The sequence below is a fragment of the Bacillus sp. HMF5848 genome (genome assembly GCF_003944835.1).
Lineage (GTDB): Bacteria > Bacillota > Bacilli > Bacillales > HMF5848 > HMF5848.
Genome location: NZ_RWIV01000001.1, coordinates 380001 through 399555 on the forward strand (window position 1 = coordinate 380001; position 19555 = coordinate 399555).

The following is a 19555-nucleotide window of genomic DNA, read 5'->3' on the forward strand; positions in this document are numbered from 1 at the left end:
CGAACTGGAAAAGGAAGGTTTAATGACTTTTGAAACTTTCCTTGATATATGTTTTCATCTACAATTTCAAAACCTTTAAACTTTAGGTTAATATGACCTGTTAATTCAATAGTCTTATAATCGATATACACATCAAGATCCTCAAGCTTTGTAAGACCCGGAATGCTGACGACAACTAATAATTCATTTTCTTTCTTATATAAGTTATATTGAGTATGACTTTCTTGGAATAAAGGTTCAAAATTTCCCCAAAAGTCTTCTCCTAGCATGTCACCCCATTGATCTTTCCAGGTTTCTACATTTCGGAGATTTTGCATATGTTTCATTTGCGGAAATCGATTAAAAAAATTGTTCATTACTACCACCTGCCATTACATGTCGTTTCTACATGCTATGAAAGGACGGCTTGGTTGTTGCCCATGCAAACTAGAAAATACAAAGATGTCCGCCGAAATACGAGTTATGAAAATCCCCTCTCAGTGATAAGAGGGGACAACAAGTTCAAGCTTAATCTGGTTGTTCTTTTAAGCGACTATCATCTGGTACAGTTTTTACTTTTACAAATTTTTCTCCTTGTAGGGATTTAATCAGAGAAAATACCATTAAAATCATAATAAATGTAAATGGGAATGCTGCAATAATAGACGCCGTTTGTAAGGCACCTAAGCCACCAGTCCATAGCAATATAGCTGCAGCCGAGGATTGAATAAGTCCCCAAACAAATTTAATTGAGTTTGGTGGATGTAGGTTTCCATTTGTAGTTTGCATTCCAAGTACAAAAGTAGCCGAATCTGCAGATGTAACGAAAAAAGTTGTGATTAAAAAAATGGCTAATCCTGACATAATAAGACCGAGCGGATAGTTTTCCAGTACGGAAAACAGTGCTAACTCCATTCCTTCGTTAGTGATGACTCCCATTATGTCTACGCCTTCATTTCTTTGTAGATATATAGCAGAACCTCCGAATACCGAAAACCATAATCCTCCGAATACAGTAGGAACTAATAAAACACCGATAATAAATTCACGAATTGTTCTTCCTTTAGAAATTCGAGCAATGAACGTGCCAACAAAAGGTGCCCAAGCAATCCACCATGCCCAATAAAAAATTGTCCAAGCTTGTACCCAATTATTCTCTTCAAAAGGGCTAAGCTTAAAGCTCATAGAAGGAAGGTTTTGCAAATAGTTCCCTATGGTAAGCGTGAATACGTCCATAATAAAATTAGTTGGTCCGGCAAATAAGAGAAATAACACTAAAAGAAAAGCTAGAACTACATTGAGATTACTTAGTATTTTAATACCCTTATTTAAGCCAGTTTGAGCCGAGAGCATGTAAAGAATTGTAACAATTAAGATAATAACTAGCTGTGTTGTTATACTGTTTGTGATGTTAGGAAATAGATACGACATACCACCGCTAATTTGTATCGCTCCAAGACCTAGAGAGGTTGCAACACCAAAAATGGTTGCAAATACAGCGACAAAATTTACTATTACACCAACACCTCCATCTACCCTATCACCAAGAACTGGTCTTAATATAGAGCTTATGACACCAGGTGCGCCTTTTCTAAACTGAAAATATGCTAAAGCTAATGCTATAACAGCGTATATCGCCCATGGGTGTAATCCCCAATGAAAAAAAGAATAGCGAAGTGCGGCACGTGCGGCCTCTGCGGTTTCACCTTCGCCAACTGGTGGATCAAAGTAATGATACATCGGTTCAGATACTCCCCAGAAAACGAGGCCGATTCCCATTCCTGCACTGAATAACATGGCGAACCATGATAAATACGTATAATCCGGTCTATCAGAATCTTTACCAAGACGAATGTTACCGTATTTGGTAAATACCAAAACCAGTACAAAAACTAGAAAACCTGTTGCAGATAGTAAATAAAACCAACCAAATTTATCAATTATTGCACCTTGTAACTTCGTTGTTACATTAGCAAGATTTGCCGTAGGTAAAATATTCTTTGGAATTACCCCCCAAACAATAAAGGCGGTTGCGACAATAACAGATATGATAAAAACGGGAGTTAATTTTTGTTTTGCCATTCATCTAGCCTCCTTTTTGTCTACTTTCATTTTTGTCCAAATGGAGTACCACTATGTATAATGATTGCATCTTTTTTTGTTTAAAGGCTTTGTATTGAGGGAAAATCGGTTATTATATTAAAAAGGAGGTTTCAATACATTGTTATCATCAAGTATAGTCATGGTCATCATTATTTTGTTAATTAATGTTGTGTACGTTTCGTTTTTTACAATTCGTATGATCTTAACTCTGAAAGGAAGACGATATGTAGCAGCTGCTATCAGTATGATAGAAGTTGTTATCTATGTGGTAGGGTTAGGTTTAGTACTAGAAAATTTAAATCAAATACAAAACCTAGTGGCCTATGCTGTTGGTTATGGTTTAGGTGTAATCGTTGGTATGAAAATAGAGGAAAAACTAGCACTCGGTTACATAACTGTTAATGTTATAACAAAAGAGTATGATAAAGATTTACCAAATGAACTACGCGATAAAGGGTATGGTGTAACAAGCTGGCAAGCTCAGGGTCTTGAAGGCAACCGAATGGCGCTTCAGATACTCACACCAAGAAAGTATGAGCTAAAGCTATACCATACAATTAAAGAGCTGGATCCAAAAGCATTTATAATCGCTTATGAACCAAAAACAATATACGGTGGATTCTGGGTAAAAGCTGTTCGTAAAGGTAGGCTAAATAAAAGTGAAGGCTAAAAAAATGTTCATTGTAGAAGAATTAGAAACAATAGAGCAATGTTTGGCGCGAATGATGAAAGAAGGCTATAGTCCAGTACGTCGAATTGAGGAGCCCATTTTTCAAGAAATTGTGGAAGACGGTCAAAAACAAATCGTACCATGCGGTAGAATAATTAAATTTGAAGGTAAGATTCAAAAGTGATAAATACGAACATTATATTTTACATATCAATATAACGTTCGATTTTCATTGACGATACAAGTGGGAATTTGTTAAGATGGTCTTAAATGAAAAGGAACTCCTGCAAATGGAGTTTTTATTTATGGACGTAGAAACTCAATTTCTAAGTTTTATTACTATGAATAATACATAACTTATAACACCTCATATAATCTTGGGAATATGGCCCATAAGTTTCTACCCGATGACCGTAAATCGTTGGACTATGAGGGAAAGTATAGCGGAAGAATTACTTCCGTTGTTATTCTTGTCACAGAATGTCTGGCAGGTTGCTTTCTCTTTTAGAATGCGCAACTACCAGGCTTTTTTTGTTTGAAAAATGTTATAAAAATGGGGTGTACCATGGCTGACAAACCAGTAATTGGCGTAATTATGGGAAGTATATCAGATTGGGATACAATGAAGCATTGTTGTGACATACTTGATGAGTTACATGTGTCTTATGAAAAAAAAGTAGTATCGGCGCATCGTACACCTGATCTCATGTTTCACTATGCAGAAACAGCTAGGGAACGTGGCATAAAAATTATTATAGCTGGGGCTGGAGGTGCGGCGCACTTACCTGGAATGGTTGCTGCGAAAACGACGTTACCTGTCATAGGGATACCGGTTCAATCAAGAGCCCTAAATGGATTAGATTCTTTGTTATCGATAGTGCAAATGCCTGGAGGTGTCCCAGTGGCTACTGTAGCTATTGGAAAGGCAGGAGCAACTAACGCGGGTTTACTGGCTGTGCAAATGCTCAGCATGTATGATGAGGTACTAGCCGAACGTCTAGAAAAGAGAAGAATAGTTATATCAGAATCTGTCATAGAAAGTAGTGATAAACTTGTCTAGCATCATTGTACCGGGACAAACAATTGGTATTATAGGTGGTGGACAGCTAGGAAGGATGATGGCTATTGCCGCTAGAGAAAAGGGGTACTGCATAGCGGTTTTGGACCCAACTCCTAATAGTCCATGTGGACAAATTGCTGATTATGAATTTACAGCATCTTTCAATGACTTAGAAGCTATTAAAGAGCTAGCCTCTGTTAGTGATGTTATTACATATGAATTTGAGAACATAGATTACGAGGCGTTAACATGGCTGGAGCAGTATGCCTATTTGCCACAAGGAAGTGCGTTACTTAAAGTAACGCAGGATCGTGGAGATGAGAAAAAAGCTTTGCAGGGAATGAATATACCGACCGCACCATATAAGTTGGTTAATAGTGAGGAGCAGCTCGTTTCAGCGATTCAGGAAATAGGCGTGCCTTGTGTATTAAAGACATGCCGAGGTGGTTATGATGGGAAAGGGCAGTTTGTTATACGCTCATTAGAAGACTATCATAGTGCTAGCGCATTGTTACAATATGGTAGCTGTGTGCTAGAATCATGGATACCGTTCCAATTAGAGTTATCTGTGATTGTAGTAAGAAGTGTAAGTGGTGAAATCTGCACGTTCCCAGTTGCTGAAAACATTCACATAAATAATATACTACATAAGTCTATTGTACCGGCACGGGTACCGATAGAAGTAATCCAAAAAGCAGAAAACGTGGCCCGGAAAATAGCGGGTAATTTTTCGCTCGTTGGAACATTAGCGGTTGAGATGTTTGTTACGTCAGATGGTAACGTTCTTGTCAATGAGTTGGCACCACGCCCCCACAATTCAGGTCACTATACAATAGATGCCTGTGAAACATCTCAATTTGATCAGCACATTCGTGCTATATGCAACCTACCACTAGGTCGTACAACATTGTTAAGGCCAGCAGTGATGGTGAATATTTTAGGGCAGCATATACCGCCTCTGCTTGAAAATGTATCATTGCTATCAAATAGTAAATTGCACTTGTATGGAAAGAAAGAAGCAAAGCAAAACAGAAAAATGGGGCACATCACGCGGTTAGCAAATACCACTGATGACGCAGAAAAACAGCTTGATGGCTTACCTATATGGGAAGCACGTACTGAATGGAGGATATAAAATATGATTGAAAGATATACGAGACCAGAGATGGGTGCCATATGGACGGAGGAAAATCGCTTTAACGCTTGGCTTGAGGTTGAAATTTTAGCATGTGAAGCGTGGGCTAAGCTTGGTGCGATACCTGAAGATGATGTTAAAAAGCTGCGTGAACATGCTAGCTTTGATGTAAATCGCATTAAAGAGATCGAAGAAGAAACACGTCATGATGTGGTGGCTTTTACAAGAGCTGTTTCGGAAACATTAGGTGAAGAACGTAAATGGGTACATTATGGATTAACGAGCACCGATGTTGTTGATACCGCACTTTCCTATTTAATTAAGCAGGCAAACAATATTTTAGAAAAGGATATTGAGCGTTTTGTTGAGGTATTAAAAGAAAAAGCACAGGAGCATAAGTATACAGTTATGATGGGGCGCACACATGGTGTGCATGCGGAACCAACTACATTTGGGTTAAAGATGGCGCTTTGGTATGAAGAGATGAAGCGTAATCTAGAAAGATTCCGCCAAGCTGCTGACAGCGTACGCGTCGGTAAAATTTCGGGTGCTGTTGGAACGTATGCAAATATCGATCCATTTGTTGAGCAATATGTGTGTGAACAGCTTGGACTTGAAGCAGCCCCTATTTCAACACAGACTCTGCAGCGTGATCGTCATGCTCACTATATGTCAACTCTCGCACTGATTGCTACATCTATTGAGAAATTTGCTGTCGAGATACGTGGCCTACAGAAAAGTGAAACACGTGAAGTGGAAGAGTTCTTCGCTAAAGGTCAAAAGGGCTCATCAGCGATGCCACATAAGCGTAATCCGATAGGTTCAGAAAATATGACAGGGTTGGCACGCGTAATTCGAGGCTACATGCAAACAGCTTATGAAAATGTACCACTTTGGCATGAGCGTGATATTTCTCATTCTTCTGCTGAAAGAATTATCATACCTGATGCAACGATTGCTCTTAACTATATGCTTAACAGATTTGCTAACATTGTTAAAAACTTAACTGTTTTCCCAGATAACATGAAACGTAATATGGATCGTACACTTGGTCTTATCTATTCGCAACGTGTGTTGCTTGCTTTAATAGATAAAGGAATGCCACGCGAAGAAGCATATGACACTGTACAACCAAAAGCAATGGAAGCGTGGGAAACACAAGTCCCATTCCGATCTTTACTAGAAAAGGATGAAGTGATTACGACGCATCTATCGACTGATGAGTTAGCTAACTGCTTTGATTATAGCTATCACTTAAAGCAGGTTGATTATATTTTTGATCGTTTAGAGTTGTCTTAAATAACGCAGCACATGTAGTGTGTAGCTGAAGAAATCGTTCTTGATAGGAGTTCTTAAAAACGGGGGGTCAACAAGCAGTGGAAAAATTGCAATTGTTGTATGAAGGCAAGGCTAAAAAACTTTTCAAGACAAATGCTGACAATATTGTGTGGGTCGAGTACAAGGATAGCGCTACTGCTTTTAATGGGGAGAAAAAGGCAATTATCGCAGGCAAAGGTAGACTGAATAACGAGATTTCATCGAAACTGTTCACTATCCTAAAAGATGCAGGTTTAAACAGTCATTTTATTAAAAAAATATCAAATACGGAACAGTTAGTTGAAAAAGTCGAGATTGTACCATTAGAAGTTGTAGTGCGAAATATCGTAGCAGGAAGTATGGCAAAAAGATTAGGTCTCACTGAAGGTCTGCAGATGAAAAAGCCTCTTGTAGAGTTTTACTTAAAAGATGACGATTTAGGTGACCCAATTATTACAGAGGATCACATTGATCTACTTGAGGTCGCAACAGCTGAAGAGGTTTCACAGCTAAAGGAGATGGCTTTGCAAGTAAATAATATTTTAAAAGATTACTTTTTAAGCTGTGATGTAAGATTAGTAGATTTTAAGCTTGAATTCGGGAGATTATCTAATGGAACACTTATTTTAGCAGATGAGATTTCTCCAGATACTTGTCGTTTATGGGATTTGCAAACGAATGAAAAGTTTGATAAAGACGTCTTTCGCCGTGATTTAGGAAGCTTAACAGATGCTTATGAGAAGGTATTACAACGATTAGGAGGCAACAGTGCATGTACAAAGTAAAGGTGTATGTAACATTAAGAGAAAGCGTTCTTGATCCACAAGGGAGTGCGGTTGTTCACTCGCTAAATAGTTTGGGGTATAGTTCAATCGAGGATGTTCGTATCGGAAAGTATATGGAGCTTACTGTTGCAAAAAGCGACCGCGCTGTAGAAGATGTCGTGAAAGAGGTTTGTGATAAGCTACTAGCAAATCCTGTTATGGAAGATTACCGATTTGAAATTGAGGAGGTAGTTCCTCAATGAAGTTTGCTGTGATTGTGTTTCCAGGCTCTAATTGTGATGTCGATATGTTTCACGCAATTCAAGATGAGCTAGGTGAGCAAGTGGAGTATGTATGGCATGATCAAGCAAACCTTGATGGCTTTGATGGAATCTTACTTCCGGGTGGGTTTTCATATGGTGATTATTTGCGTACGGGAGCCATTGCTCATTTCTCAAACATTATGTCTGCTATAAAAAAAGCGGCTGATGAAGGCAAACCTGTGTTAGGTGTGTGTAATGGATTTCAAATTTTACTAGAGACGGGCTTACTACCAGGCGCGATGCTAAGAAATAAGGATTTAAAATTTATATGTCGTACAGTAACGCTGTCAGTTGATAATCATGAGACAATGTTTACAAATGCTTATAACAAACAGGAAAAAATCCAAATTCCAATCGCGCATGGAGAAGGAAACTATTACTGTGATAAAAAGACACTTCATAGATTACAAGAAAACAATCAAATTGTATTTCGATATGATGGCAACAATCCAAATGGGAGCATAGACAATATTGCCGGTATTATGAACGAAAGAGGCAACGTATTAGGCATGATGCCGCACCCGGAAAGAGCCGTTGACTCTTTACTTGGAAGTGCTGATGGCTTAAAGCTGTTTAAATCCATTGTGAAAAATTGGAGGGAGATTAATCATGGCGTTATTGCTTGAACCAGCATCACAACAAATTAAAGATGAGAAGATATACCAAGAACTTGGTTTAACAGATGCTGAATTTGCCATGATTGAAAACATTCTTGGCAGACTCCCAAATTACACAGAAACAGGCTTGTTTTCGGTTATGTGGTCTGAGCACTGTAGCTATAAAAACTCCAAACCAGTGTTACGTAAATTCCCAACATCGGGAGAGAAAGTATTACAAGGACCAGGCGAGGGTGCCGGTATCGTAGATATAGGGGACGGGCAAGCTGTCGTGTTCAAAATTGAAAGTCATAACCATCCATCAGCGATTGAACCTTACCAAGGGGCAGCAACTGGTGTCGGTGGCATTATTCGTGATGTGTTTTCAATGGGCGCGCGTCCAGTAGCATTACTTAACTCGTTACGGTTTGGTGAATTAACGAATTCACGAGTGAAATACTTGTTTAAAGAGGTTGTTGCAGGGATTGCTGGATATGGAAATTGTATTGGCATTCCGACTGTTGGTGGCGAGGTGCAGTTTGATCCAGCGTATGAGGGAAATCCGTTAGTGAATGCTATGTGTGTCGGAATTATTAATCATGAAGATATAAAGAAAGGCCAGGCGAAAGGCGTAGGCAATACTGTCATGTACATTGGGGCGAAAACAGGTCGTGATGGAATTCACGGTGCAACATTCGCATCAGAAGAGTTATCCGAGGCGTCTGAAGCAAAGCGTCCAGCGGTTCAAGTGGGGGATCCATTTATGGAAAAGCTTTTACTTGAAGCATGCTTAGAGCTAGTAAAGTGTGATGCTCTTGTTGGTATTCAAGATATGGGCGCAGCAGGCTTAACGAGTTCTAGTGCAGAAATGGCAAGCAAAGCGGGGTCAGGTATCGAGATGAATCTTGACCTTGTGCCTCAACGAGAAACGAACATGACAGGCTATGAAATGATGCTGTCTGAATCACAAGAGCGTATGCTCATTGTTGTGGAAAAAGGCCGTGAAGAAGAAATTCAAGACATTGTTAAAAAGTACGATCTTGAAGCAGTGGCTATAGGTCGCGTAACAGATGATAAAAAACTTCGACTCATTCATAAAGGTGAAGTCATTGCAGACGTGCCTGTTGATGCACTTGCAGAAGAAGCGCCTGTATATCATAAACCTTCAAAGCAGCCAGCATATTATGAAGAGTTTCAGGCTATGACGCTGGAAGCACCAGTAGTGACTGACTACAAACATACGCTGATTGAGCTATTAAAGCAGCCGACGATTGCATCTAAGGAATGGGTGTATGATCAATACGACTACATGGTTCGTACTAACACGGTTGTGCAGCCTGGGAGCGATGCAGCTGTTGTTCGTATTCGTGGTACGAAAAAAGCATTAGCGATGACGACAGATTGTAATTCACGTTATTTATACTTAGATCCGCTTGTTGGTGGACAAATCGCTGTGGCAGAAGCAGCTAGAAACGTTGTTTGCTCAGGAGCAGAGCCGTTAGCCATCACAGATTGCTTGAACTTTGGCAATCCAGAGAAACCCGAGATTTTTTGGCAGCTAGAAAAAGCAGTAGACGGTATCAGTGAAGCCTGTCGTACGTTACAAACACCTGTCATTAGCGGGAATGTATCTCTTTATAATGAAACAAATGGTGTAGCTGTATATCCAACCCCTGTTGTTGGTATGGTGGGGTTAATAGAGGATATTCAGCATATTACAACGCAAGCATTTAAAGAAGCTGGTGATGCTATTTATGTGATTGGTGAGGCATTCTGCGAGTTTGGAGGCAGTGAGCTTCAAAAGTTAAAAAACAACGGTAAAATCTTCGGAAAAGCACCAAAGCTAGATTTAGCTGTTGAAGTAACGCGTCAAAAACAACTTCTTAGTGCCATTCGTCAAGGTTTAGTGCAATCAGCGCATGATATCGCTGAAGGCGGAGTTGCTGTAGCCGTTGCTGAGTGCGTCATGGCGAATAACGGGCTAGGTGCGAATGTTAAGGTGAGCGGTGAACCCGTGAGTGCCTTATTTAGTGAAACACAATCACGCTTTATCGTGTCTGTGAAACAAGAACATAAACAACGATTTGATGAGCTGGTGTCTGATGCATGCTTAATTGGCTCTGTAACAGAAGATAATAGACTAGAAATATATGCAGATAATGGAGATGCCTTAGTACAAGTGGATGTTCCGGAGCTTACGACTGCTTGGAAAGGAGCTATTCCATGCTTGCTGAACTCAAAGGGTTAAACGAAGAATGTGGCGTTTTTGGCATATGGGGACATAAGGATGCTCCTCAAATTACGTATTATGGTTTGCATAGCCTACAGCACCGTGGACAAGAAGGTGCTGGGATTGTTGTGACGGATGGAGAGAAGCTCAAAGGGTACAAAGGGGAAGGACTTATTGTTGATGTGTTCAATAATGGTCAACTCTCCGACCTTAAGGGGATGGCAGCTATCGGGCACGTCCGTTATGCGACAGCAGGTGGTGGGGGGATCGAAAATGTCCAGCCGCTTATGTTTCGCTCACAAACAGGTGGGCTTGCGATTGCACATAATGGTAACTTAGTGAATGCCAATGCACTAAAGCATCAGCTTGAAAGCCAAGGAAGCATCTTTCAATCGACCTCTGATACGGAAGTGTTAGCTCATCTTATTAAAAGAAGCGGATTTCCGTTACTTAAAGACCGTGTAAAAAATGCGCTAACAATGTTAAAAGGTGCGTATGCATTTTTAATTATTACGGAAACAGAAATGATGGTTGCACTCGATCCAAACGGATTACGTCCTTTAGCTTTAGGGAGAATGGGTGACGCATATGTTGTCGCGTCTGAAACGTGTGCGTTTGATGTTGTCGGGGCCACATATGTCCGTGATATAGAACCAGGAGAGTTACTTGTTATTGATAACGGGGGTCTTCATAGTGAACGTTTTGCTATGTCTATGAATCCGGCGATGTGTAGCATGGAATATATATATTTTTCAAGACCTGACAGTAGCATCAACGGAATCAATATTCATAAGTCTCGAAAAAATTTAGGGAAGCAACTTGCACGTGAGTTCCCAATCGACGCGGATGTTATTACAGGTGTACCTGATTCAAGTATATCTGCTGCTATCGGATATGCAGAGGAATCTGGTATTCCGTACGAGCTTGGTTTAATAAAAAATCGTTATGTAGGAAGGACATTTATTCAACCTTCTCAATCATTACGTGAGCAAGGTGTTAAGATGAAATTATCTCCTGTACGCGGAGTGGTGGAAGGCAAACGCGTTGTGATGGTTGACGATTCTATCGTCCGTGGAACAACAAGTAAGAGAATCGTGCAAATGCTCCGCGATGCGGGCGCAACCGAAGTACATGTGCGGATAAGCTCGCCACCAATTAAACACCCATGCTTTTATGGCATTGATACATCTACACATGAAGAACTGATTGCCTCTAACAAGTCTGTTGAAGAAATAAAAGATATTATTGGAGCAGATTCGATAGGTTTTTTAAGCTTAGAGGGTATGGTTTCAGGTATAGGACGTAAATCGACGGGCGAGCATTGTGGTCAGTGTGTTGCTTGCTTCACTGGTAAATATCCTACGGAGATATATCCAGATACATTACTACCACATGAGAAATGCTAGTTAGCTAGATTTATGAATAAAAATTGAAGGGGTTCTTAAAAATGGCTGATGCATATAAACAGGCTGGTGTTGACATTGAAGCAGGATATGAAGCGGTTGAGCGCATGAAGCATCATGTCGCTCGGACCATTCGACCTGAGGTACTAAGTGGATTAGGTAGTTTTGCGGGTATGTTTGACATATCAAAATTCTCCTTCAAAGAGCCTGTTCTACTTTCAGGTACGGATGGGGTTGGTACAAAGCTAAAGCTTGCTTTTCAAATGGATAGTCACGATACGATAGGCATAGACTGTGTAGCAATGTGTGTGAATGATATCGTTGTCCAAGGTGCAGAGCCGATATTTTTCTTAGATTATATTGCATGTGGCAAAGCAATTCCTGAAAAAATTGAAGCGATTGTCAAAGGGATTGCTGATGGATGTGAGCAGGCAGGCTGCGCTTTAATTGGGGGAGAAACAGCAGAGATGCCAGGTATGTATCCAGAGGATGAGTATGACCTCGCGGGATTTACAGTAGGGATCGCTGATAAACCAAACCTTATCACAGGCGATTCCATTAAACCAGGGGATGTCTTAGTCGGGTTGAGCTCGAGTGGTTTGCATAGCAATGGTTTTTCACTTGTTCGCCGCGTGCTACTTGAAAAGGCTCAGTTATCTGTATATGAAACTTACGGTGATTTAGAGAAACCATTAGGAAAAGAGCTTCTAACACCTACTCGTATTTATGTGAAACCAATTTTAAACCTATTAAAAACATATTCTATTAAAGGGATGGCGCATATAACAGGGGGAGGCTTTATTGAAAATATTCCCCGCATGTTGCCTGACGGTGTGAGTGCTGAAATTGATGTGGGATCGTGGCCTATCCCAGCTATATTTAATCTTATTCAGGAAAAAGGCTCTATTCCGATGAAGGAAATGTTTAATATTTTTAATATGGGAATTGGTCTTGTTATGGTAGTGAATGAACAAGACTTGTTAGGTGTTTTAGCTGATTTAGAAAAATCCGGTGAGCATGCATTTATAATGGGGCGAATAAAAGAAGGAAGTGGAATGGAGTTTGGAGGCAGCTTAGTATGACAATGCCAATTGCTATCTTTGCCTCTGGCAATGGTTCAAACTTTCAAGCGCTTGTAGAAGCAACTGCTAGCAGTGAGCTATTAGCAACTATCAAATTGCTAGTATGTGATAACCCTAATGCTTACGTTATTGAGCGGGCACAAAAGTTAGGAATTCCTACTTTTATATTCAATCCAAAGAACTATGCAACTAAGGCTGATTTTGAAAAAGATATCATCGAACAGCTTAACGAACACGCTGTATCATATATCGTGTTAGCAGGATACATGCGATTAATTGGACCAACACTTCTTAATGCTTTTCCTAAAAAAATTATAAACATTCACCCTTCGCTACTGCCAAGCTTTCCGGGCAAGGATGCTATTGGGCAAGCATTTCGAGCTGGTGTAAAGCAAACAGGTATAACAGTACATGTTGTTGATGAAGGAATGGATACCGGGCCAATTATTGCACAGAAACCAATCAACATTGAAGATAATGAGTCGTTAGAAAGTATTGAGGCACGTATTCATGAGCTTGAGCATGACTTTTATAAAGCTACATTGCAGATGGTATTTCGGAAAGGAGAGTTGTAGATGATGAAAAAACGTGCGCTTGTCAGCGTTTCAAATAAAGAAAATCTTGTGCCGTTTGTACAAGGGCTTCAGGCACTTGGCTATGAAGTAATTTCAACTGGTGGGACAAAAAAACAACTTGAAGAAAACGGTGTAACTGTAATAGGTATATCTGAGGTGACTGGTTTTCCTGAAATTCTTGACGGACGTGTCAAAACATTACATCCTGCCATTCACGGTGGATTATTAGCAATGCGCAGTAAGCAAGAGCATACGCAGCAAATTAAGGAACATGCCATTCAACCTATTGATGTTGTTTGTGTCAATTTGTATCCGTTTAAAGAGACAATCTCAAAACCTAATGTTCGCTTTGAGGACGCAATCGAAAATATTGATATTGGTGGGCCCTCTATGCTTCGGTCAGCAGCAAAAAACCACGAGGCTGTAACGGTTGTTGTTGATCCAGAAGATTATGAAAAAGTATTAGTTGAACTAAAGGATACAGGTGATACAACGGTGGAAACAAGACGTCGCTTAGCAGCAAAGGTGTTTCGCCACACGGCTGCGTATGATGCGTTAATTGCTGAGTTTTTAACAACGCAATCAGGTGAGGAGTTTCCGGAAAGCTATACTGTTACATATGAGAAAAAACAAGACTTACGTTACGGTGAGAACCCGCATCAACAAGCAGCATTTTATAAAAAGCCATTAAGCACGAGTGTGTCTATTGCGGCAGCTACGCAGCTGCATGGTAAAGAACTATCTTATAATAATATAAACGATGCAGATGCAGCTTTAGCAATTGTAAAAGAATTCTCAAACCCAGCAGCAGTTGCTGTTAAACATATGAATCCTTGTGGAGTTGGTGTGGGAGAAACAATTCATGAAGCTTATTTGCGCGCTTATGAAGCTGATTCCACCTCTATATTTGGGGGGATTGTCGCATTAAATCGTGAAGTGGATGTGCAGACAGCCCAAGCTCTTCATGAAATCTTTTTAGAAATTATCATAGCACCAAGTTTCTCAGATGAAGCACTTCAAGTGCTTCAAGGTAAGAAGAATATTCGATTGCTGCAAATAGACATGAACGCTGATGATAAGGCAGAGAATAGAGTGGTTTCAGTGCACGGTGGGATGCTCGTTCAGACAGAAGATGCGTACACATTAGAAAATGCTGATGTGCAAGTGGTGACAAAGCGGGAACCAACAGAGCAGGAGTGGCAGGATCTTCGCCTTGCTTGGCAGGTTGTGAAGCACGTAAAGTCCAATGCGATTGTATTAGCAAAAGACAGCATGACGATAGGTGTAGGGGCTGGTCAGATGAATCGTGTGGGAGCTGCTCAAATTGCAATAACGCAAGCTGGCGATAAAGCAATTGGAAGTGCGATGGGTTCAGACGCCTTTTTCCCAATGGCTGACACAGTAGAAGCGGCAGCTCGTGCGGGTGTTACAGCTATTATTCAGCCAGGTGGCTCTATTCGAGATAATGATTCTATTGTCAAAGCAGATGAATATGGCATAACGATGGTTTTCACGGGACTTAGACATTTTAAGCATTAATATTCGGTAAAAAACCCCATTTAAGTGAGGTGGCCTAACTTGAACATTTTAATTATTGGTCGTGGTGGTCGTGAACATGCATTAGCCTGGAAATTGTCACAAAGTCCGTTGGCACAAAGAGTCTTCGTTGCACCAGGTAATGATGGTATGAAAGTAGTTGCTCAAACAGTAGCAATTGAAGAAACAAATACAGATGATTTATTAGCTTTTGTAAAAGAAAACCATATTGAACTTGTAATAGTGGGCCCTGAGGTACCGCTTCAACAAGGGATTGTGGATGTTTTTCAAGCTTCAGGAATAAAGGTGTTTGGACCGAATAAAAAAGCTGCAAAAATTGAAGGAAGTAAAGCCTTCGCAAAGCGTTTGATGGAAAAATATAATATTCCAACAAGTATGTACGCCACCTTCGATACGTATGACGACGCACTGCAGTATGTGAACGAACAAGGTGCACCGATTGTTATAAAAGCGGATGGATTAGCTGCTGGTAAGGGTGTTACAGTAGCTATGACATTGGATGAAGCACAGCAAGCGTTAAAAGAGATGATGCTTGATCAAAAATTTGGTGAGGCAAGCACACGTGTTGTTATTGAAGAATTCCTAGAGGGACCTGAATTTTCTTTAATGGCATTCGTAAATGGTGAAAAAGTGTATCCTATGGTGATTGCACAAGATCATAAGCGTGCCTACAACAATGATGAAGGTCCAAATACAGGTGGTATGGGGGCTTACTCTCCTGTTCCACTCATAAATAAAGCAGTCGTTCAAGAAGCTGTAGATACGATTGTCAAGCCGACGGCTAATGCCCTTGTACAAGAAGGAGCTTCTTTTACAGGTGTTTTATATGCGGGGTTAATGCTTACAAAAGACGGACCAAAGGTTATTGAATTTAATGCACGATTTGGGGACCCAGAAACACAAGTAGTATTGCCGCGACTTGAAAGTGATTTGCTTGAGAATATCATCGATATACTTGATGAAAGAGAGCCAAACTTACGTTGGTCCTCTGAGGCTATTGTTGGAGTTGTGCTTGCCGCAAAAGGCTATCCAGATGTATATGAAAAGGGATCACAAATACAAGGACTTGATAAAACCGACGCTCTTGTTTTTCATGCAGGAACTATTCAGGAGAATGACAAATGGATTGCCAATGGAGGAAGAGTGTTACTATTTGCTAAAGCAGGCCAAACGATTCAAGAGGCACAAAAAAATGTATATGCTGAAATAGATAAAATTAAAGCCGATGGACTATTCTATCGTACAGATATTGCGAATAAAGCTATAGATTTTCAGCGTGTTTGATTTTTTCGTTTTCTTATGTAGACATATAATATGGCAATAATACTACCGATGAGAGTAGCATAAACGAAAATCATATCAGTGAGATATTCCCAAAACATACTTATACGCTCCTTTGTATAGGCCCCTTGCTCTATGATGCAAGGGGCTAATCTTATTTCAAAACGATCGCCGCTATACAAAAATTTAATCGCGGTTCCTTAGATTGTATCGCTTTTTATGATTCAGGTGGAAAGTTAGTTGAATACATGCTTCCTTGCATTTTTTGCTTTGTTTGTTCTTGTGAACATTGTTCTTTGCTGAACTGTTCAAACATGTACGTCATAGGACAAAAACGCGTAATACCTTCAGCAATCTTCATACCACCAAGCATGGCCATCATTAAATATGAATCACTTCGCCAAGGCTGACGAGTAAGCTTTGCTGTTGCCCACGATATGGTAGTAAACCCACATGTAATTCGAACGAGAGCATTGACTATACCGATATTCGGTTTGACCATTACGCCCACTCCTTACATTTTTTTCTAACATACCTATAGCTCTTTAATGCGTTAATGAACGAATTGTGATACGATACTTGTAAGCAGTTTAGAAGGAGGATAACCCTGTGCTTGAACAACGATATCGCTGGAAAAATAAACAGTTACGCGAACATATAGATGTTATTGATGGGAAAAAAGCACCATCTATTGTTTTAAAACAAGCTACTTATTTAAATCAATTCGTTCGCCGTTGGATGACGGCCAACATTTGGATATATGAAGATAGAATTGTATACGTTGGTGACCAAATGCCAACAAATACAAAAAATACAGAAATGGTTGACTGTCAAGGTGTAACACTTGTACCAGGTTACATTGAACCTCATGCCCATCCATTTCAGTTATATAATCCCCACACATTTGCTATGTATGCATCGCAAACCGGTACAACAACACTTATCAATGACAACATGGTACTTGCTTTACAATTAGAAAAAAAGAAAGCGTTTTCTTTTTTGGGTGATATTCGTCATCACTTACCTGTTTCTATGTATTGGTGGTGTCGCTTTGACCCACAAACGGAGATACAGTATCAAGAGACAAAGTTTTCTCATGCCAATATTAAGTCCTGGCTTGAGCATGATGGTGTATTACAAGGCGGTGAATTAACAGGCTGGCCGAAGCTTCTTGATGGTGATGATTTGATGTTACATTGGATTCAAGAAGCAAAAAGAATGCGCAAGCAAATCGAAGGACACTTTCCGGGAGCAAGTGAGCGTACGCTAGTGAAAATGATGCTTTTAGGAGCGGATTGTGATCATGAAGCCATGAAGAAGGAGGAAATATGGAATCGTCTATATCATGGATACACAACATCGTTGCGGTATTCCTCCATTCGTCCTGATTTGCCTGATTTGTTAGATGGTCTTAACGAACTCGGTATAGAGTATTATGATAATATAATTTTAACAACAGATGGATCACCTCCTTCATTTTATGAAAAGGGTGTGATGAATGAATTGATTCGAATTGCAATAGACAAACAAATTCCTGTTATAGATGCGTACAACATGGCAACGATTAATATTGCCAAGCATTATAAAATAGAGCACTTGCATGGATCGATTGCGACAGGACGTGTAGCGAATATTAATATTTTAGCAAATAAAAATGAACCTACTCCAATTGGTGTGTTAGCGAAAGGCCAATGGATAAAACGACATGATGATAAGCAAGTGGACTCCTATCCTTCCTTTCCATGGGAAAAACATGATTTGAAGCCATTACAATTAGATTGGGAATTAACAATCGATGACCTACAATTTTCAATGCCTTTAGGCATGAAAATGGAGAATGAAGTTATCATTAAGCCATATTCCGTGTCAGTCGATGCCTCAGTCGATGAGTTATCGAAGAATCATGATGAATGTTTCCTAATGCTAGTGGACCGATATGGAGAGTGGCGCATTAATACAATTTTAAAAGGCTTCTCAAATTCAGTCGATGGGTTTGCGAGTTCGTATTCTACAACGGGCGATATAATATTAATTGGGAAAAATAAAAACAGCATGATTGTAGCATTCAATCGAATGAAAGAGCTGGGAGGTGGAATCGTTGTAGTTGATGGCAATGATGTGATCCATGAGCTCCCTCTAACCTTAATGGGTGTTATGAGTGATAAACCATTAGAAGAGTTAATGGTTGAAGAAAAGGGTCTTAAAACGATCTTACAAGAGCGAGGCTATTACTTTAATGACCCGGTTTATACGTTACTGTTTCTTATGTCAACCCATCTTCCGTATATTCGCATTACCCCAGTAGGAATTTACGATGTTATGAATAAAGTTGTACTCTTTCCAGCGATAATGCGTTAAAATTAGAAAGTGAGAATAGATCGGAAAAGGTTGTGGAATGTTTTGAAGCAAAGAACAGTGTTAGTCTTTATTGCATTATTATTATTTATGCTGGCAGGATGTGGGCAAGAAAAGGAAACTGTCCAAGTTCAACAAACAGGTCCTGACAATGAGGTTGTCGAACAAACAGCCCCACCAACACCTGAGGAACCAAAAGAAGAAGAACCTGCATTTGCAAACACGTACCCTTTAACTGGTATAGGCACAAATGAAGAAGTTGACCACAGAGTATATGCGGTCATGATAAACAATCATCCAAAGGCAAGGCCTCAATCAGGTTTACACAATGCAGATATTGTATATGAAGTTTTAGCCGAAGGCGATGTAACAAGGTTTTTAGCTTTATATCAAAGTGAACAGCCTAAAGTTGTTGGACCTGTTCGTAGTGCACGCCATTATTTCATAAATCTAAGCAACGGTTATGACGCTTTATATGTCAGTCATGGATGGAGCCCACAAGCGAAAGCTATGTTAGAAGCAAATAAAGCAGACTACTTACAAGGCTTGTTTTATGATGGGACACTTTTTAAAAGAGCGGATTTTCGAAACGCTCCTCACAACTCATATATTACATATGAGAACATTTTAAAAGGTGCTGAAAAAATAGGCTATAGTATGAAACAAGAAGTGAAGCCGCTTGTATTTTTAAAAGAAGAGGAAGTTGCACAACTATCTGGTGAAAAGGCTAACGATATTTTTGTAAATTACTATAACAGCTCATATTCAGCAGTTGAATTTGAGTATAAAGATAGTGACGATAAATACATTCGCTTTAATGGTGGCGAGCAAACTGTTGACTTAGAAACAAACACGCCAATCGCAGTAGACAATATATTCATCATTGAAACAACACATAAAGTACTTGATTCTGTTGGCAGACGTGATATTGATTTAAACAGTGGTGGCAAAGGGTTATTATTTCAAAATGGGGTTGTCCAAGAAGTACAATGGAGAAATGTTGATGGGAAAATTTTACCGTACTTAGACGGAGAGCCGGTCGGCTTACTGCCAGGGAAAACATGGATTAGTATTGTTCCTAGTCTGAGTGACATGGTATCATTTGAATCAAATTAAAAGGAGAAC

The 19555-nt window shown here is 39.8% G+C and carries 20 protein-coding genes and 1 riboswitch (1 of these 21 running past the window's edge); of the genes, 16 read left to right on the forward strand and 4 right to left on the reverse strand.

The window, feature by feature from the left end:
• Together EJF36_RS01890 and EJF36_RS01895 are read right to left on the reverse strand one after the other, a co-directional pair.
• Positions 1–356, reverse strand: the 5' portion of a protein-coding gene (locus EJF36_RS01890) for an Hsp20/alpha crystallin family protein (protein WP_260471803.1). Its footprint begins 112 nt before the window's first position; 356 of the gene's 468 nt are visible here — the first part of the coding sequence; its start codon is at positions 354–356; the stop codon falls past the left edge of the window.
• A gap of 151 nt (positions 357–507) precedes the next feature.
• Positions 508–2061: a glycine betaine uptake BCCT transporter gene (locus tag EJF36_RS01895; protein WP_125904744.1), complete on the reverse strand. Its 1554-nt coding sequence runs from the start codon at positions 2059–2061 to the stop codon at positions 508–510.
• A gap of 160 nt (positions 2062–2221) precedes the next feature.
• On the opposite strand from EJF36_RS01895, the gene EJF36_RS01900 reads away from it, so the two are divergent.
• From EJF36_RS01900 to purD, 14 genes are all read left to right on the forward strand, one after another.
• Positions 2222–2752: a DUF2179 domain-containing protein gene (locus tag EJF36_RS01900; protein ID WP_185806998.1), complete on the forward strand. Its 531-nt coding sequence runs from the start codon at positions 2222–2224 to the stop codon at positions 2750–2752.
• A gap of 4 nt (positions 2753–2756) precedes the next feature.
• Positions 2757–2936: an NETI motif-containing protein gene (locus EJF36_RS01905; RefSeq protein ID WP_125904746.1), complete on the forward strand. Its 180-nt coding sequence runs from the start codon at positions 2757–2759 to the stop codon at positions 2934–2936.
• A 163-nt stretch (positions 2937–3099) separates the two neighbouring features.
• Positions 3100–3201: riboswitch (purine riboswitch) on the forward strand.
• A 116-nt stretch (positions 3202–3317) separates the two neighbouring features.
• Positions 3318–3812: a 5-(carboxyamino)imidazole ribonucleotide mutase gene (gene purE, locus EJF36_RS01910; RefSeq protein ID WP_125904747.1), complete on the forward strand. Its 495-nt coding sequence runs from the start codon at positions 3318–3320 to the stop codon at positions 3810–3812.
• Positions 3796–4947 (forward strand): 5-(carboxyamino)imidazole ribonucleotide synthase, encoded by a 1152-nt coding sequence (purK, locus tag EJF36_RS01915; RefSeq protein WP_125904748.1) that lies wholly within the window; start codon positions 3796–3798, stop codon positions 4945–4947. The genes purE and purK overlap by 17 nt, the downstream gene beginning before the upstream one ends.
• Positions 4948–4950: 3 nt before the next feature.
• On the forward strand, positions 4951–6246 hold the full coding sequence (gene purB / locus EJF36_RS01920) for an adenylosuccinate lyase (RefSeq protein ID WP_125904749.1): 1296 nt from the start codon (positions 4951–4953) through the stop codon (positions 6244–6246).
• A 77-nt stretch (positions 6247–6323) separates the two neighbouring features.
• Positions 6324–7049, forward strand: a complete 726-nt coding sequence (purC, locus tag EJF36_RS01925) for a phosphoribosylaminoimidazolesuccinocarboxamide synthase (protein ID WP_125904750.1) — start codon at positions 6324–6326, stop codon at positions 7047–7049.
• On the forward strand, positions 7037–7291 hold the full coding sequence (gene purS / locus EJF36_RS01930) for a phosphoribosylformylglycinamidine synthase subunit PurS (RefSeq protein WP_125904751.1): 255 nt from the start codon (positions 7037–7039) through the stop codon (positions 7289–7291). Before purC ends, purS begins: the two co-directional genes overlap by 13 nt.
• Positions 7288–7977: a phosphoribosylformylglycinamidine synthase subunit PurQ gene (gene purQ, locus EJF36_RS01935; RefSeq protein ID WP_125904752.1), complete on the forward strand. Its 690-nt coding sequence runs from the start codon at positions 7288–7290 to the stop codon at positions 7975–7977. The genes purS and purQ overlap by 4 nt, the downstream gene beginning before the upstream one ends.
• Entirely contained in the window at positions 7961–10195 is a 2235-nt protein-coding gene (purL, locus tag EJF36_RS01940; RefSeq protein WP_125904753.1) for a phosphoribosylformylglycinamidine synthase subunit PurL, read from the forward strand. Before purQ ends, purL begins: the two co-directional genes overlap by 17 nt.
• On the forward strand, positions 10171–11583 hold the full coding sequence (gene purF / locus EJF36_RS01945) for an amidophosphoribosyltransferase (RefSeq protein ID WP_125904754.1): 1413 nt from the start codon (positions 10171–10173) through the stop codon (positions 11581–11583). The genes purL and purF overlap by 25 nt, the downstream gene beginning before the upstream one ends.
• A 41-nt stretch (positions 11584–11624) precedes the next feature.
• Entirely contained in the window at positions 11625–12662 is a 1038-nt protein-coding gene (gene purM, locus EJF36_RS01950) for a phosphoribosylformylglycinamidine cyclo-ligase (RefSeq protein WP_125904755.1), read from the forward strand.
• On the forward strand, positions 12659–13237 hold the full coding sequence (purN, locus tag EJF36_RS01955) for a phosphoribosylglycinamide formyltransferase (protein WP_125904756.1): 579 nt from the start codon (positions 12659–12661) through the stop codon (positions 13235–13237). The genes purM and purN overlap by 4 nt, the downstream gene beginning before the upstream one ends.
• A 3-nt stretch (positions 13238–13240) precedes the next feature.
• Positions 13241–14776 carry a bifunctional phosphoribosylaminoimidazolecarboxamide formyltransferase/IMP cyclohydrolase gene (gene purH, locus EJF36_RS01960; protein ID WP_125908227.1) on the forward strand — a complete coding sequence of 512 codons (1536 nt, stop codon included), beginning with the start codon at positions 13241–13243 and terminating at the stop codon, positions 14774–14776.
• 39 nt (positions 14777–14815) lie between these two features.
• Entirely contained in the window at positions 14816–16078 is a 1263-nt protein-coding gene (gene purD, locus EJF36_RS01965) for a phosphoribosylamine--glycine ligase (RefSeq protein WP_125904757.1), read from the forward strand.
• Here the strand turns inward: purD and EJF36_RS22070 are convergent.
• Together EJF36_RS22070 and EJF36_RS01970 are read right to left on the reverse strand one after the other, a co-directional pair.
• Positions 16066–16176: an EYxxD motif small membrane protein gene (locus EJF36_RS22070; RefSeq protein ID WP_395940542.1), complete on the reverse strand. Its 111-nt coding sequence runs from the start codon at positions 16174–16176 to the stop codon at positions 16066–16068. The two genes, purD and EJF36_RS22070, sit on opposite strands and share 13 nt — an antisense overlap.
• 116 nt (positions 16177–16292) lie before the next feature.
• The gene (locus EJF36_RS01970) at positions 16293–16577 is read right to left on the reverse strand and encodes a YgaP family membrane protein (RefSeq protein WP_125904758.1); all 285 of its coding nucleotides are present in this window, start codon (positions 16575–16577) and stop codon (positions 16293–16295) included.
• Between the two features lie 107 nt (positions 16578–16684).
• Between EJF36_RS01970 and EJF36_RS01975 the strand changes: the two genes are divergently transcribed.
• Positions 16685–18433 (forward strand): adenine deaminase C-terminal domain-containing protein, encoded by a 1749-nt coding sequence (locus EJF36_RS01975; protein WP_125904759.1) that lies wholly within the window; start codon positions 16685–16687, stop codon positions 18431–18433.
• A 42-nt stretch (positions 18434–18475) separates the two neighbouring features.
• The gene (locus tag EJF36_RS01980) at positions 18476–19546 is read left to right on the forward strand and encodes a DUF3048 domain-containing protein (RefSeq protein ID WP_260471804.1); all 1071 of its coding nucleotides are present in this window, start codon (positions 18476–18478) and stop codon (positions 19544–19546) included.
• Positions 19547–19555: the final 9 nt, after the last annotated feature.

What these genes read in the sequence shown, in the direction of transcription:
- EJF36_RS01895 (WP_125904744.1), bottom strand. Translation starts at nt 2,061, where the DNA reads ATGGCAAAACAAAAATTAACTCCCGTTTTTATCATATCTGTTATTGTC.
- EJF36_RS01900 (WP_185806998.1), top strand. Translation starts at nt 2,222, where the DNA reads ATGGTCATCATTATTTTGTTAATTAATGTTGTGTACGTTTCGTTTTTT.
- EJF36_RS01905 (WP_125904746.1), top strand. Translation starts at nt 2,757, where the DNA reads ATGTTCATTGTAGAAGAATTAGAAACAATAGAGCAATGTTTGGCGCGA.
- purE (WP_125904747.1), top strand. Translation starts at nt 3,318, where the DNA reads ATGGCTGACAAACCAGTAATTGGCGTAATTATGGGAAGTATATCAGAT.
- purB (WP_125904749.1), top strand. Translation starts at nt 4,951, where the DNA reads ATGATTGAAAGATATACGAGACCAGAGATGGGTGCCATATGGACGGAG.
- purS (WP_125904751.1), top strand. Translation starts at nt 7,037, where the DNA reads ATGTACAAAGTAAAGGTGTATGTAACATTAAGAGAAAGCGTTCTTGAT.
- purQ (WP_125904752.1), top strand. Translation starts at nt 7,288, where the DNA reads ATGAAGTTTGCTGTGATTGTGTTTCCAGGCTCTAATTGTGATGTCGAT.
- purL (WP_125904753.1), top strand. Translation starts at nt 7,961, where the DNA reads ATGGCGTTATTGCTTGAACCAGCATCACAACAAATTAAAGATGAGAAG.
- purF (WP_125904754.1), top strand. Translation starts at nt 10,171, where the DNA reads ATGCTTGCTGAACTCAAAGGGTTAAACGAAGAATGTGGCGTTTTTGGC.
- purM (WP_125904755.1), top strand. Translation starts at nt 11,625, where the DNA reads ATGGCTGATGCATATAAACAGGCTGGTGTTGACATTGAAGCAGGATAT.
- purN (WP_125904756.1), top strand. Translation starts at nt 12,659, where the DNA reads ATGACAATGCCAATTGCTATCTTTGCCTCTGGCAATGGTTCAAACTTT.
- purH (WP_125908227.1), top strand. Translation starts at nt 13,241, where the DNA reads ATGAAAAAACGTGCGCTTGTCAGCGTTTCAAATAAAGAAAATCTTGTG.
- EJF36_RS22070 (WP_395940542.1), bottom strand. Translation starts at nt 16,176, where the DNA reads ATGTTTTGGGAATATCTCACTGATATGATTTTCGTTTATGCTACTCTC.
- EJF36_RS01970 (WP_125904758.1), bottom strand. Translation starts at nt 16,577, where the DNA reads ATGGTCAAACCGAATATCGGTATAGTCAATGCTCTCGTTCGAATTACA.